This is a genomic window from Bacillus sp. GW823-FHT06B01, assembly GCF_058952315.1.
On record NZ_JBXAHR010000009.1, the window covers coordinates 84,223 to 99,307 of the forward strand.

A 15,085-nucleotide genomic window follows, 5' to 3' on the forward strand; every position below is an offset into this window, starting at 1 on the left:
TACCTTCTTTTTACCTTTTAAATCCACCTTCAGAATGAATAACTTGTCCAGTAATCCATTCTGCTTCTTCACTTACTAAAAACTTAATGAGTCTTGCCGCGTCCCTCGGCTCACCAATTCTACCAAAAGGAAACATCGGCTTTAATCCTTGCTTTATCTCTTCAGTCATCCAGCCTGTACTAGTTGGACCTGGATTAATTGCATTCACTGTTATACCTAGGTGGGCGACTTCAGCTGACAACGAACTCGTAAGGGCATCAATAGCTCCCTTCGTTGTTGCATACGCTAGCTCTCCAACCATAGGCCCTTGAAATTGTCCCGACGTCATATTCACAATTCTACCACCAGATTTCTTATCAAATCCTCGGGCAAATTGACTACTTAACAATGTAGTTGCACGAACATTTACTATGTAGTGCTTATCTAATTCTTCAGCAGTCAAATTAGAGAAGTCATTATTTTTAGAATACGCTGCATTATTAATTAATATATGAGGGTAACCTAGTTGTTCAGTAACTTTATTTATAAGCTCTTTCGGTGCATCATTCTGAGTTAAATCTAACTCCATACTCGATACTTTCACACCGTTTTTTAGTAACTCTTCTTTTAATTGTGTTTGTTCACTTTGATCAACGCCCCAAGGCATTTCTTTATCGTACGCTGTCCAATACGTAAAAAATATATCATATCCTGCTCCAGCTAATTCTTTACAAATCGCTGCGCCTATACCATCTAGACGACTTACACCTGTAACAACTGCTATTTTATTTTTTAATTGATTCATCATATACTCCTCCAATTTAAAGGACGCATACTTTATATAAGAGATATGAATTTCCCTACACATTATCCTTACAAAAGGGATGTACAAGCCAAATATGCAGTCCTTGAATGATTTACAGATAACTAAATAAACCCTCACTTATGAGAGAAAAATTTATCTATCTAAATTTCGAATCATCACAAGTTCATCCACATATCGAGTCTTTATCCCCTCTCCATATATCTCCAAATTTTATTTTAGCATTAAAGATTTAATATTTCAAAAATAAAATAACCACTCCTATTTATAAAGTATCATGTACTATAAACCATAGTTAATAACTAATTTAAGTTTAAGTGTATACATTTACCATTACCTGTTCGTTGTATAAGTGTAGGGAGGAAAAATGATGGGAAAAGAAAATATATTGACCTCCTATCTTATCAATTTAGGAGAGGAAGTGTTCAAACTACTATTAGCGAAAGGAGCTATAAAGGAAGATGCAGAAGACATCATCCAAAATACTTTCTATAAAGTATACACATTGCTAGATGACTTAACCGAGAGTAACATTCGTCCGTGGTTTTTTAGAGTCGCATTAAATGAATACATTGATTTAAAACGAAGAAAAGAACAGCAAAATATCTACTTAACTGAAGAAATTTATTCAAAACTTCAATATACAGACCGAGAATTGGATGCAGTTTTAAATAAAGATGAGATTTTCTATTTATTAAAATATATAAAACTAGAATACAAAGAAGCCTTCTTTTTAAAATATTACTACGCTTTTACATACGAAGAAATCGCTCTAATACTAGATATTCAAGTAAACAGCGTCAAACAAAAGTTACAGCGTGCACGTAAAGCAATTCACTCAAAAATAGGAGGAACACCTTAATGGATACTTCTTTAAAAGATGCATTAAAAAAGGCTAAAAGAAAACAGTTACTTAAAATCATCATTACCTCTATTATCGTTGTCATGGTGCTTATCCCTATCATTTATAAAGTTGGCAATTACTTTGCAGCGAAAAGCTCTACAAAGCTTCACGAACGACTCTTTTTACATAATGCAATTGCAGAGCCCAATGTCCATATTGATTCTCAAGTTACGAGTAATTCCTCTATGTTTGGTGGCAATATCGTATCTAATCGTTCTAAAAACATTAACGGTTACTTAGTGCGATGGAATACACTGACAAGCTCTTACGACTGGTTTCGTTCTAACATCGATTACAACGAGTTAATACCAGGTTCTTATTGGTCTAGTTCTAGTACCGAGTCTTACAATTATGATAAACAAACGAAAAATAAAGTTGCTACATTTTATAATCCAGCCATCAAGAAATATCATGATGGCGTCAAAAATGAATTAAGTGCAGTTTCAACAATGGATAACTATGTAGCAGAAGTTGCTATCTCTTTCGATAAAGCTTATACATTAAAAGAAATTCAAAAGAAACTACCAGATAACTTAAATATCGTATGGCTATATATGGTCTCACCTATTAAAGATGAAAGCAGAGGTCCTTCCGGTATGCCAGTTTACGGATTTAACCCAGAAAAATCCCCTGAAGAAGCATACAAAAGGTTCTTTGATTCACTTAAACAATTCGATGACGATGGATATGACGAAGATATCCAAAAGTTTTTAAAATTAAACAAGGACAAACCATTCGATCAAGTGAAAATTTTAGGTGTTATGCTAACTGGGAGAACGGAAAACTTTAAGGCATTAGAAAACCAAGACTTTATTCGAGGTGCTTCTGTAGGGGTGACTGCACAAGTTATTCCTTATATAAAGCCAGAGAAGTAATCCGGAATGCCCATATGAACTTAAAGAGCATACATGAACCTGTTTACTACGGGAGCTAGCCGCTACAATAGATAGCTCCTATCCCTGATTTATTGCTTAATTTTCAAAAATAAACGTCACAATATTGTATGTGCAATTTTATAAATAAAAAATCATAAATTTGTTCACATTATATCCATTGTGAATTTTTTCACAATGGATATATAATAAACGTGTAAATACAATATTGGAGGGATTTCAATGGTTATCAATTTTTTAAGAACTGATAAACGTGCTACTTTCATATTATTACTTTTACGGCTTTATATAGGATATACATGGCTCGCTGCTGGGATAGGCAAAGTCTTCGGACAATCTTTTGACGCAAGTGGTTTTCTAAAGGGCGCTATTGCTCAAGCATCAGGTGACCACCCTGCAGTACAAAGTTGGTGGGCAGACTTCCTTCAACACTTTGTTCTTCCAAACGCAGACCTATTTAGCTTTTTAGTTCAATGGGGAGAAATTTTAGTAGGTCTAGGTTTAATTTTAGGCGGATTAACAAAAACTGCTGCATTCTTTGGAATTATAATGAATCTTTCATTTTTACTAAGTGGAACTGTTAGTGTAAACCCAAATCTGCTTATTTTAACTATGTTCATTTTAGTTGCAGGTCATAACGCTGGACGTATTGGATTAGATGGCTATGTTTTCCCTAAACTTTTCCGTAAAAACAACCATGAAACATATAAATTAAGTAAAACTGCGTAGTAACAGTTTACTTTTAAAATATAAATAAGAAAAAGAGCCTAAGTATAGGCTCTTTTCTTACTTACTCCAAATTTAAACTCTTAACGAACCACGGAATCCTCTGGCAGCATAATAGGAATCTGCTCCATTGTGGTACACGAAAACATGTCCGAAGCGATAATCGCAAAATAGAGCACCACCGAGTTCTCGAATATCTGAAGGTGTTTGTACCCAACTTGATGATTTCATGTCAAAATCCCCAAGTTGTTGCAATTCCCGATATTGTTCTTCCGTTAATAGTTCAATGCCCATAGCATTTGCAACATCAATAACGTTATTTTCTGGTTTATGTTTTTTTCTTGATTCTAACGCTTCAAGATCATAACAAAGACTTCTGCGGCCTTTAGGACTCTCCTTTGAACAATCATAGAAAGTATACTCGTCCTTCTCTTCATTATAACCAACAACATCCGGCTCACCGCCAGTTACTTCCATTTCATGAATTGACCACAATTTTTCAGTATTAGTAGTCAGCTTCGCTTCAATCTTAGCCCATTCAAGACCTTCATGGCGGTTCATGTTTTTCTCAAAACGAGCTTGTAATACTTTTAATAGTTCTTCACGTTGTTCTACAGATAACTCATTCTTATTCGCTGTCATATTAGTCCTCCGAATTCCGTTCCCTATAATCATTTAAATCTTCTCAATAATGGTTTGCATACAGTTTACAACAATCTGATACAATTGCACAACGAAAAATCCCTGTGCGGATATCCATTATATAGTACGAAAATCTTTCATGCTTTCTCCAAGAATATAGTGTGAAAACCACATCAAGTTCTGCTTCATAATAGCTACATTCATTCCCGGCTGATCAGAACTATATGCCATTCCTTTAAATATAATTAACTCCGTATCAACTTCCATATCTCTTAACCCTTCATATAGCTCATATGCATTTGTAATTGGAATTCTTACATCCTTTTCCCCATGTTGAATTAACGTAGGCGTACAGGCTGATTTAATATATGTCATTGGTGATGTTTTCTTATATATCTCTGGATCATTCCATGGAGTATTTCCTAAATACATGCTAATAAAGTAAGGGATATCTGTATTTACATAATGAGTACTCCAGTTCGTAATTCCTCCCCCAACTGAGATAGCTTTAAATCTATCACTAAATGTAGAACAGAAAGCAGATATATATCCTCCGTTACTCCATCCCATAACTCCTACTCTATCTTTATCTACAATTCCTTTTTCTACTAGTGCATCCACTCCAGATATAACATCATCGTAGTCAGCAAATCCTTGTTTTCTATAGTTTGCTTTTAAAAATTCATTACCATAACCAGAACTTCCTCTATAGTTTGGCTCTAAAACGATAAAGCCTTTTTCGATAAACTGTTCAATCGGATATTTCTCATTAAAACAGCCTGAAAATATCGGAAAGGATGCCCAAGCTGGACCACCATGGATTACTACTAATAAGGGATATTTTTTATTTAAGTCACACTCTACTGGGGTTGATAGAACACCCTCTATTTCAAGACCATCACTACTTTTCCATGAGATGATTTCTCTGTTACTTTTAAGCCTTCCTTCGAAAAAGCTATTTTCATTTGTTACTTTTTTATCATCCAAATAGATTTCAAAGGTTTCATTTGTTATAGCCTTAGTATATGTTATATGATTGCCATCCCTTGTTATAGAGGCATCCATTATAAAGCCATCTACTTTGTCGCTTAACATTTCCACAGTGCCATCCTCACATAGCAAGCCAATACGGTAATTCGTTTTATCCTGCCATCTAATTAAAACCCCTTTAGCTGTCCACTGCAATGGCATAACCGTACTATCAAAATCGGTTAAAGGTTGAATCACTTCTCCAGTATTCATATCATATATCTCTAATGTATTATCTTGTATATGATTTCTATAGTAATCCTTCTCTCTTATGCTTGCTGCGTAACATATTTTGTTGCTCTCAGGAGAAAAGCAAACGCTCCCTCCTAACAACTTATCCATATTCATTTTTTGTAGTTCCCCAGCTTCAACATCTAATATATATAGATCATCATTCATATAATCGTTTAAGCTTGGTGTAGCCATACATACAACCTTTTTCCCATCATTTGAAATATCAAAGTTATGTATATAAAAATCTTTACCATTCGTTAGTTGATAAATACCGCTAACTTTCCGTCCCTGTTTATCATTTTGTATCACTTTTTCTATTTCAACGTAGTATAAACAATTATTCCGATGTTCCTTACCTACATGGTGAAAATCTCCATATAGTCCCTTACGTTTCTTTATTTCCTCACATTCTTTTGACTGTGCAATATAATAAAAACCTTTACAAGTAGGCTCCCATTTGAATGTATTAACTCCCTCCTTCTCATTCGTAATTTGAACCTCACTACCACCGTCTATGGACTTAACAAAGATTTGATTTGTATTCTCCCCGTCACTACCTGGGCTAAGGTATGCAATAGTCTTAGAATCTGGAGACCATAATGGATGTGTACTATCTATATCCCCATCTGTTAGTGGGTAACTCTGCTCTTTATCCTTTTCATATATCCATACATGATTTCTATACGTATTGTCTTTCCAGTTAGCTGTCTTCTTAACAAACGCTACGTTTTTGCCATCATCACTTATGTTTGCACTTGATAAGGCCGGTAATGAAATAATCTCTTCTATACTTAAATATGTTTTTGCTTTCACTTTCATATAATAAGCCCCCTTGTAATGTCCATGAATCTATCGTCTCTTCTCTTTATAATAAAGAAAATGGTTCAATGATACTTAAAATAGTAACGGAAAATTCAGATAAATAAAAGTGGTTCTATTCCAAATCCGATAAAGTAAAACTTTCATTAGTAGGGTGCTATCCACTTAGCAATTTTAGATGTTCTTTTTCGGCACAAAAATACCCCTTTAGATAAACTATCCAAAGGGGTACAAATTCGTAAATTTATTTAAAATCTACACTATATTTATTAACCTACTAATCTCCTACTCAACAGTAACAGACTTAGCTAAGTTACGTGGCTTATCAACGTCACATTCGCGGTGAAGTGCCGCGTAGTATGAGATAAGTTGGAATGGAATAACTGCTACTAGCGGTGCTAGCGCTTCGTGTACAGCTGGTAATACGAAGCTGTCACCTTCCATTTCTAAGCCTTTCATTGAGATGATACATGGGTTAGCTCCGCGTGCTACTACTTCTTTCACGTTACCACGAATTCCAAGGTTTACGTGCTCTTGTGTAGCAAGTGCGATAACTGGTGTACCGTTTTCGATTAAGGCGATTGTACCGTGTTTTAATTCTCCTCCAGCAAATCCTTCTGCTTGGATGTAAGAGATTTCTTTTAGCTTTAACGCACCTTCTAATCCTACGTAGAAGTCTACGCTACGTCCGATGAAGAAACAGTTACGAGTTGTTGCTAAAAATTGTTTTGCTAATGCGTCCATTTCTTCTTTTTGATCACAAAGTTCTATCATTGCATTTGCTACAAGTCCTAATTCGTGTGTTAAATCGAAATCAAGAACTTCGCCTTTTGCTTTAGCAATGTCCGCAGCTAAAATTGAAAGTACTGCAAGTTGTGCTGTGTACGCTTTCGTTGATGCAACTGCGATTTCTGGTCCCGCGTATAACGGAAGTGTGTAATCAGCTTCACGAGAAAGTGTAGAACCAGGTACGTTTGTAATCGTTAATGCTTTATGCCCCATTTCATTTGTTTGCACAAGTACTGCACGGCTATCAGCTGTTTCACCACTTTGTGAAATATAAATGAAGAATGGTCTTTCTGTTAATAATGGCATGTTATAAGAGAATTCACTTGCTACATGCACTTCAACTGGCATTTTTGCAAACTTCTCGATAAATTGTTTTCCAACAAGACCTGCATGATAACTTGTTCCACATGCAATGATGTAAATACGATCGCTATCTAAAATCGCATTGCGGATGTCTGCATTCAGTTCAATCTCGCCATTTTCATCTTGATACTTTTGAATTATATTACGGATTACAAGTGGTTGCTCATCGATTTCTTTAAGCATGAAATGAGGGTATGTTCCTTTTTCAATATCACTTGCGTCTAATTCCGCTGTAAACGGTGCACGTTCAATCGTTTCACCTTGTAAGTTTTTAATTGTAATACTTTCTTTCGTTACGATTACGATTTCTTTATCCATTAACTCAATAAATTGATCTGTAACTTGTAACATCGCCATAGCGTCGCTCGCCACAACATTAAAGTTGTCACCAACACCTACTAATAGCGGGCTTTTGTTTTTAGCAACATAAATCATGTTTGGATTTTCAGCATCAAGTAATCCGATTGCATAAGAGCCATGTAAAAGAGATAGCGTATTACGGAACGCTTCTTCTACACTTAGTCCTGTGCTCACTTGTTGTTCCATAAGCTGTACGATAATCTCTGTATCCGTTTCACTTACGAACGTTACATCTTGTAAATATTCTTTTTTCACTAATTCATAGTTTTCAATTACACCGTTATGAACTAGTGTAAAGCGTTTTGATGTACTTTGATGCGGATGCGCGTTTACTTTGCTTGGAACACCATGTGTAGCCCAGCGTGTGTGACCGATTCCCACGCTTGCTGCTACGTTCTCATCTACGATTTCGCGAAGTTTTGCAATACGACCTTTTTCCTTGTATACAACAACACCGTTCTCTGCTTGTACTGCAATACCTGCTGAATCATATCCACGATATTCTAGCTTTTCTAAACCTTTTAATAAAATTTCCTTTGCATCTTGTTCTCCAATAAATCCTACGATTCCACACATGTTTAGTCGCCGTTACAAATGCTTACATTGCTCTGCGAACATGTAACGACATAGTCCGATACCATTTTTATTTATACTAAAAAAACGGATTACATATTGCTAGCCCTGTAAGCTTGTAACGGCTTTCACCTTCCTCTCGATTGGGTTTAAGTCCGTATATACTTATACAGCTAGTTTGTATCCGTTCCTTTTCTCTCATCACACTTTCACCTTTGTCCACTAAGTCACCTTAATGATTTAAGTAAAAGCTTGCGGTTGTGATGAACAACCGGGAGTCATCCGCCGAAATCTCGATAAACTCCACCTCGTCAACTACACTACTTGTAGTTCTGGCGCTTCTATAATTTACAATATTTCCTTTGAGAAAAAGAACAAGACCATCTTATAACAAACATAGATAAACCGTCAATGAAATTTTTTTCATCGTCTATAAAACATATGAAAAAGGAGCACTTCTTGTGCTCCCTTTTCATAAATTTATTGAATTATTCAGCGCCAACTTCAGCTTTCACAACTTCTACAATACGATGTACATATGCGTCACACACTTCTTGTGTTGGTGCTTCTGCCATTACACGAATAAGTGGCTCTGTTCCAGATGGACGAACAAGAATGCGGCCATCACCGTTCATTTCTTCCTCTACAACACGAATAATATCTTTAATTTTTTCATTTTCTAATGCTAGTTTTTTATCTGTTACACGAACGTTTACTAGTAATTGTGGGAATTTTGTCATCTCACCTGCAAGCTCAGATAATGGTTTTTTCGTCATTTTCATGATGTTCACCAATTGAAGTGCACTTAACATTCCATCACCAGTTGTAATGTAATCAAGTAAGATAATATGACCAGATTGTTCTCCACCTAAGTTGTAACCACCACGCTTCATCTCTTCCATTACGTAACGGTCACCAACTGCTGTTTTATCACTTGTAATACCGTTAGCTTCAAGTGCTTTATAGAAACCTAAGTTACTCATAACTGTTGAAACGACTGTATTATGCTTTAATTGACCAGTTTCTTTCATGTACTTCGCACAAATAAACATAATTTGATCGCCATCAACGATGTTTCCTTTTTCATCTACAGCGATTAGACGGTCACCATCACCATCAAAAGCAAGACCGATATCAGCGCCTTTGTCTTTTACTAATTTAGCTAATACTTCTGGATGTGTAGAACCTACTCCATCGTTAATATTCATGCCGTTTGGTGAAGTTCCCATTGTTGAAATATCAGCCTCTAAATCCGCAAATAAGTATGGAGCTAAAGAAGACGTAGCACCATGCGCACAATCTAAAGCGATATGTAAACCAGAGAAATCTTCCTCTACAGTTTGTTTAATATATTGTAAATATTTTTGTCCACCTTCAAAATAATCACTCACTTGTCCAAGATTCGTACCTGTTGGACGTGGTAACTCATCAACTTCTTTGTCTAATAAAGCTTCAATTTCTGCTTCTTGCTCATCTGTTAATTTAAAACCGTCTGAACCGAAGAATTTGATTCCGTTATCCTGTACTGGATTATGAGATGCAGAAATCATAACACCTGCTTGTGCATCTAGCGCTTTTGTTAAATAAGCAACACCTGGTGTAGAAATAACACCAAGGCGCATTACTTCTGCTCCAGTTGATAATAGACCTGCTACTAAAGCTCCTTCTAACATATGTCCTGATATACGTGTATCACGGCCAATAATTACTTTTGGACGATCTGTATCTTTTGTTAATACATACCCACCAAAACGTCCAATTTTGAACGCTAATTCAGGCGTTAACTCCTGGTTCGCAACCCCGCGTACTCCATCTGTACCAAAATATTTACCCATTATGATTCTCTCCTTTTTCTGGCTCTTTTTGATTATCTACTGTTGGCTCTTGACTAGTTTCTTTTTCTTTATCTTTATTTTGTTCCTGTTCCGTGTCAGGCTTAGGTTCAGGATTTTTTGGTTTTTCAGTTTGATTATCTTGGTTATTATTTGAATCTGGTTTTTCACCGTTACCCTGTACTTCTTTATCTGGATTTTCTTTCTTCACAATTGTGACTTTGGCACTTTTTTGCTTTGGCTCTATTGAAATATTACCAGGACCGCTCACTTGAATAGAAACATCCTTCGTCCCCGGAGATACATTTTGCAGATTAATGGCTGCTGTTATTTGAGCAGCTGTTATTTTATCTACTATACTTGTTTCTCCTGAAATATCAACGCTTATCTTCCCATCTTGCGGTGAAAGTAGCTGGGCCGTAACATCTTTAGAAAGTCCATTTTTTTGAATTGATATACCATCAATCGTTCTTGTTTTCGTTTGTTTTGTTTTTTGCACTCCTACCGAAACCTTCACTTGATTCGGTTTTGCACTTGTTACACCCTTTGGCAATAAAACAGAGGTATCGAATGTTGTAGACTCTGTCAATTGACTAAGATCTACTTCGACCCCCTCTATCGATTGTATATTATCCAAGATATCTTTTGGACCTGCTATCGTTACTTCTCTCGGCTCAATGCTAATATTTGTAACGGCCAATCCTTCTGGTAAACTCCCCTTTTTCGTATACGTTACAGGAACAGTTTTTTCAGTATTATTGGCCGTAGCTTGCGTCGCCACATTCAATGTTACACTAATTTTAGATGGACTCGTTCTTACATTTAAACGTTTTCCTTCTCTATTGTATAATGTAACTTCGGCTGTTTTTGTAACAGTTTTATTAACACCTTTTAAATCAATATACGCCTTAGCAGATGAAATACTTTCAATTTCTTCTTTCGTCCCAACTACCTCAACAGTATCAGGTTTAATGTTTGATTTTTCAAGAGTTGAACCCGCTGGCATTTGATCCTCATTTGATAATTTTAAGTCTACATGAACGTATTTTCTCGCTTTTTCATGTAGAGTAATTTTAATTGTTGATGGCTGAACTGTTCCTTTCACATCATCTGGAAGCCCGTTCGTTTTCAAAGAAACCTCATAAGTTCCTTTTTCGCTATCTCTCAAATCAACTGGTATATCAAATTGTTTTTTCGCTTTTGCTGTAGCAACTGCTGCTTTTGGGCCCTCTAACTTCACCTTAACGCCCTCTGACGGAATACCACTTACAATATATTTCTCTTCATCATACTTAAGGTTAATGGCATAATTAGTTAAGGTTTCTTTCGCATCATTTGCGAAAGGTAGTATCCCCGATGTCGTATTTTTTTCAGTTAAAGTCGCTGACATAAAAAGCATACACGCCAATAGTAATGAGATCCCTTTTAAAAACCAATGATTCTCCATTAACTTATCCATGACGCTTTCTCCTCCAATTCCATAAAGACGAAGAAGTCGTTTTTTCGCTCGCACTAAATTCAGCTAACAACATATCTTTCAGTTGTTCTGTCTTCAAATCACGATGCAACTTACCATTTTTCGTTAAAGAAATTTGGCCAGTTTCTTCCGACACAACTACTGTAATACTATCAGTAACTTCACTAACTCCCATTGCAGCGCGATGCCTAGTTCCTAGTTCCTTAGAGATAAACGGACTTTCCGATAACGGAAGATAACACGCTGCTGCTTTAATGGTACTTCCTTGCATAATGACCGCTCCATCGTGAAGAGGTGTATTAGGAATGAAAATATTAATAAGTAATTCCGATGATACGTGTGCATTTAGCGGAATACCCGTTTCCACATAATCACCCATACCGGTCTCTTTTGACAAAGTAATTAATGCACCAATTCTACGTTTCCCCATATATTCCGTTGCTTTCGCTATCGCTGTTGCAACGATTTCAGGTTCATCATCCTCATGAGTTCCAACACGCGAAAATAAACTCCCGCGTCCTAGCTGCTCAAGTGCTCTTCGCAATTCTGGCTGGAAAATAATAATAACGGCTAAAAATCCCCACGTTAATACTTGCTCAGTTAGCCAATAAAGCGTATGCAATTCAAGGAAAATACTGATCATCCGAACGACAATAATAACTGTAATCCCTTTTAAAAGTTGAACAGCTTTCGTCCCTCGGATTATGAGAATTAGCTTATATATAATAAACCATACAACGGCAATATCTAATACCGTACTAAGATATTTCAAAATGGTCGTATCTTCAAAAGGCATGCTAACCCTTCCTCCTACTTACGAGCAATTCTATCCATATATTGAAATATTGTTTTATGCTCTATCTGTATGTATTTCCAACAACTAGTTAATTATACCATACATGAAACAAACGACAATTACAAACAACCCCCCTTTAGTCTAAATTGGCAAGATGTCAAACATTATTATCGTACAGTATAATATAAATCATTATTATACGCTTATTTTCAAATAAAAAAAGCAACTTCTCAGTTGCTTTTCTTACATTTATTTTAGTTTTTCACCGAATAAAGAACCCATTAAAGCAACTGCCGTTGTTGCCGTTCTGTTTCGCTCATCTAAAATGGTATTTACTTCAACAAACTCAGCAGATGTGACAATATCAGCTTCCGCTAACATTTCCATTGCTAAATGGCTTTCACGATAAGATAGGCCACCAATTACAGGCGTTCCAACTCCTGGTGCATCATGAGGATCAAGACCATCTAGATCTAATGATAAATGTACACCATCAGTATGAGATAAATAAGCGATTGTTTCTTCCATAACAGCCGTCATACCCATACGATCAATCTCATGCATCGAGAATACTTTAATACCTTCCTCGCGAATAAAGTCTTTTTCTCCTTCATCTAATGCACGTGCACCGATAATTACAACATTCTCTTTTTTCACCTTTGGATATGCCCCGTATAAATCTACAAGCGTTTGATGTCCATACCCTAAACTTGCTGCAAGTGACATGCCATGAATATTTCCAGATGGTGAAGTTTCCTCTGTATTTAAGTCACCATGTGCATCGTACCAAATAACACCTAAATTTTTATAATGTTTCGCAACACCAGCTAATGTACCAATTGCGATACTATGGTCACCACCTAATACAAGTGGAAAACGTCCCTCTTCTATAATATGATCCACCTTACTTGCTAATTCGTTACATACAGTTGCAACTTGTGTAAGGTTTCTTAAGTTTGTATTTACATCTACTTCTTTTTCTCTCTCTATACATATATCTCCTATATCTTTAACGTCATATCCAATTTCTTTAATTCTTTCAATTACGCCTGCATAACGGATTGCACTCGGCCCCATATCTACCCCGCGACGCATCTGTCCTAAATCCATTGGAACTCCAATAACTGAGATTTCTTTTTTCATAGATAGTATCCCCCTTTTATGCCTTCACTAAATATTTTAAATCTTTTATATAGTCTGACTCAACTCGACATTTTTCTGTATGGATATACAAATTATTCACTTATATTCGCTTTAAAAACGCAATTTCAAGACTATTCTATGTATAAAGTTAACTTAATGAAACAACTACCATCATTATTATTAAATAATAATAAAAAACACTCCTACATTTAGAAGTGTTTTTCTGATGCTATTTTCCATACTGCGGCAATATTCTTTGCTGTCATTTCGATATTCTCTTCCGCTACTTTATATGCCTCTTCTAATGTCATAGGACTCGCTGTAATACTAAATACTGCATCGATTCCTTTTTCATGAACAGCTGGATAATTCGGAGATACAGATCCTCCAATAGCAATGACAGGAATACGAAAATGCTTTGCACGCTCCGCAACACCTACAGGGGCCTTTCCATATGCTGTTTGTTCATCTATTCTCCCTTCGCCAGTTATAATTAAATCTGCTCCTTCTATATGCTTATCAAAATTTGTATAGTCTAATACAATTTCAATTCCTCTCCGCAAGTTTCCCTTTAACACTGCAATAACAGCTGCTCCCATTCCTCCTGCGGCTCCTGCGCCAGGTATTTTAGATACGTCGCAAGATAAGTATTGTTTAAGGATATTCGCATAATGCTTTAAATTCTCATCCAGCTCTTTCATCATCTCTGCATTCGCACCCTTTTGCCTCCCAAATATGAAAGATGCTCCCCTTATTCCAACTAACGGATTATCTACATCACATGCTGCTTCTATCTTTATATGCAGTAAGCGTGAATCCATGCATGAAAAATCAATAGCGACAATCGAATGTAACGTTCCTCCAGATGGCTCTATTACTTCCCCTTTCCCATTTATAAACCTGACTCCTAAAGCTGACAACATACCTGCTCCGCCATCATTTGTAGCACTTCCGCCAAGTCCTAAAATAATGTGCTCAGCTCCTTCATCTAGCGCATGTAGTATAAGTTCTCCTGTTCCTTTAGTCGTTGTAATAAGTGGGTTTCGCTTTTTAACCGGAACATGTTGTAATCCTGATGCTGCTGCCATTTCAATAAACGCTGTCTTTTTATCTTTAGACATACCGTAAAAGGCTTGTACACGTTCTCTAAGCGGTCCTGTCACATGAAGGGGTATCATTCTTCCATCTGTAGCATCCACAAGTGAATCAACCGTTCCTTCACCTCCATCTCCAATTGGTATTTTTACGTACTCTGCTTTAGGAAAAATTGCTCCAAATCCTCTTTCAATAGCTTCACATACTTTTATAGCTTTTAAGCTTTCTTTATATGAATCAGATGCAATAACAACTTTCACAATTATCCCCATCCTTTATTTTTACATTTTCTTCATTTTAAACGACAAGTATGAAAGTTGTCTTTTTAAATACAAAAAAAGCTTACATCATATGATGTAAGCTTTTTTATTTAGATGGAGCCTAGCGGGATCGAACCGCTGACCTCCTGCGTGCAAGGCAGGCGCTCTCCCAGCTGAGCTAAGGCCCCTTAGTAATAAAGCGGAAGACGGGATTCGAACCCGCGACCCCAACCTTGGCAAGGTTGTATTCTACCACTGAACTACTTCCGCGAAAATGGTGAGCCATGAAGGATTCGAACCTTCGACCCTCTGATTAAAAGTCAGATGCTCTACCAACTGAGCTAATGG

Annotated in this window: 12 protein-coding genes, 2 tRNA genes and 1 pseudogene; 3 read left to right on the top strand and 12 right to left on the bottom strand. The window is 36.4% G+C overall.

Going from position 1 to position 15,085, the window contains the following annotated elements:
- Positions 1 to 10: 10 nt before the first annotated feature.
- Positions 11 to 787 carry an SDR family oxidoreductase gene (locus AC1Q8N_RS27280; RefSeq protein ID WP_098079912.1) on the bottom strand — a complete coding sequence of 259 codons (777 nt, stop codon included), beginning with the start codon at positions 785 to 787 and terminating at the stop codon, positions 11 to 13.
- Between the two features lie 385 nt (positions 788 to 1,172).
- Here AC1Q8N_RS27280 and AC1Q8N_RS27285 point away from each other — a divergent pair, with 385 nt between their 5' ends.
- The 3 genes from AC1Q8N_RS27285 (at position 1,173) to AC1Q8N_RS27295 (ending at position 3,328) form a co-directional block, all read left to right on the top strand.
- Positions 1,173 to 1,664 (top strand): RNA polymerase sigma factor, encoded by a 492-nt coding sequence (locus tag AC1Q8N_RS27285; RefSeq protein ID WP_493521494.1) that lies wholly within the window; start codon positions 1,173 to 1,175, stop codon positions 1,662 to 1,664.
- Positions 1,664 to 2,581: a sigma factor regulator N-terminal domain-containing protein gene (locus tag AC1Q8N_RS27290; protein ID WP_098079436.1), complete on the top strand. Its 918-nt coding sequence runs from the start codon at positions 1,664 to 1,666 to the stop codon at positions 2,579 to 2,581. The genes AC1Q8N_RS27285 and AC1Q8N_RS27290 overlap by 1 nt, the downstream gene beginning before the upstream one ends.
- Positions 2,582 to 2,821: 240 nt before the next feature.
- On the top strand, positions 2,822 to 3,328 hold the full coding sequence (locus AC1Q8N_RS27295) for a DoxX family membrane protein (protein ID WP_048542984.1): 507 nt from the start codon (positions 2,822 to 2,824) through the stop codon (positions 3,326 to 3,328).
- Between the two features lie 72 nt (positions 3,329 to 3,400).
- Here the strand turns inward: AC1Q8N_RS27295 and AC1Q8N_RS27300 are convergent, their stop codons facing one another.
- From AC1Q8N_RS27300 to AC1Q8N_RS27350, 11 genes and pseudogenes are all read right to left on the bottom strand, one after another.
- Entirely contained in the window at positions 3,401 to 3,967 is a 567-nt protein-coding gene (locus AC1Q8N_RS27300; protein WP_098079909.1) for a DUF4256 domain-containing protein, read from the bottom strand.
- A gap of 117 nt (positions 3,968 to 4,084) precedes the next feature.
- Complete coding sequence (locus AC1Q8N_RS27305) at positions 4,085 to 6,049, bottom strand: S9 family peptidase (protein WP_098079907.1); 1,965 nt, start codon at positions 6,047 to 6,049, stop codon at positions 4,085 to 4,087.
- 285 nt (positions 6,050 to 6,334) lie between these two features.
- On the bottom strand, positions 6,335 to 8,137 hold the full coding sequence (glmS, locus tag AC1Q8N_RS27310) for a glutamine--fructose-6-phosphate transaminase (isomerizing) (protein ID WP_000334153.1): 1,803 nt from the start codon (positions 8,135 to 8,137) through the stop codon (positions 6,335 to 6,337).
- A 12-nt stretch (positions 8,138 to 8,149) separates the two neighbouring features.
- A pseudogene (locus tag AC1Q8N_RS27315) lies at positions 8,150 to 8,336 on the bottom strand (hypothetical protein).
- A 286-nt stretch (positions 8,337 to 8,622) separates the two neighbouring features.
- Positions 8,623 to 9,969 carry a phosphoglucosamine mutase gene (glmM, locus tag AC1Q8N_RS27320; protein ID WP_048542987.1) on the bottom strand — a complete coding sequence of 449 codons (1,347 nt, stop codon included), beginning with the start codon at positions 9,967 to 9,969 and terminating at the stop codon, positions 8,623 to 8,625.
- Positions 9,962 to 11,425: a CdaR family protein gene (locus tag AC1Q8N_RS27325; RefSeq protein ID WP_098079905.1), complete on the bottom strand. Its 1,464-nt coding sequence runs from the start codon at positions 11,423 to 11,425 to the stop codon at positions 9,962 to 9,964. Before AC1Q8N_RS27325 ends, glmM begins: the two co-directional genes overlap by 8 nt.
- Positions 11,418 to 12,239, bottom strand: coding sequence for a diadenylate cyclase CdaA (cdaA, locus tag AC1Q8N_RS27330; RefSeq protein ID WP_001115707.1), 822 nt, complete (start codon positions 12,237 to 12,239; stop codon positions 11,418 to 11,420). Before cdaA ends, AC1Q8N_RS27325 begins: the two co-directional genes overlap by 8 nt.
- 249 nt (positions 12,240 to 12,488) lie before the next feature.
- Entirely contained in the window at positions 12,489 to 13,382 is an 894-nt protein-coding gene (rocF, locus tag AC1Q8N_RS27335; protein ID WP_048542989.1) for an arginase, read from the bottom strand.
- Between the two features lie 209 nt (positions 13,383 to 13,591).
- Complete coding sequence (locus tag AC1Q8N_RS27340; RefSeq protein WP_098122354.1) at positions 13,592 to 14,737, bottom strand: glycerate kinase; 1,146 nt, start codon at positions 14,735 to 14,737, stop codon at positions 13,592 to 13,594.
- Positions 14,738 to 14,852: 115 nt separating this feature from the next.
- A tRNA-Ala gene (locus tag AC1Q8N_RS27345) sits at positions 14,853 to 14,925 on the bottom strand.
- Positions 14,926 to 14,935: 10 nt separating this feature from the next.
- Positions 14,936 to 15,007, bottom strand: a tRNA-Gly gene (locus AC1Q8N_RS27350).
- Positions 15,008 to 15,085 lie beyond the last annotated feature (78 nt).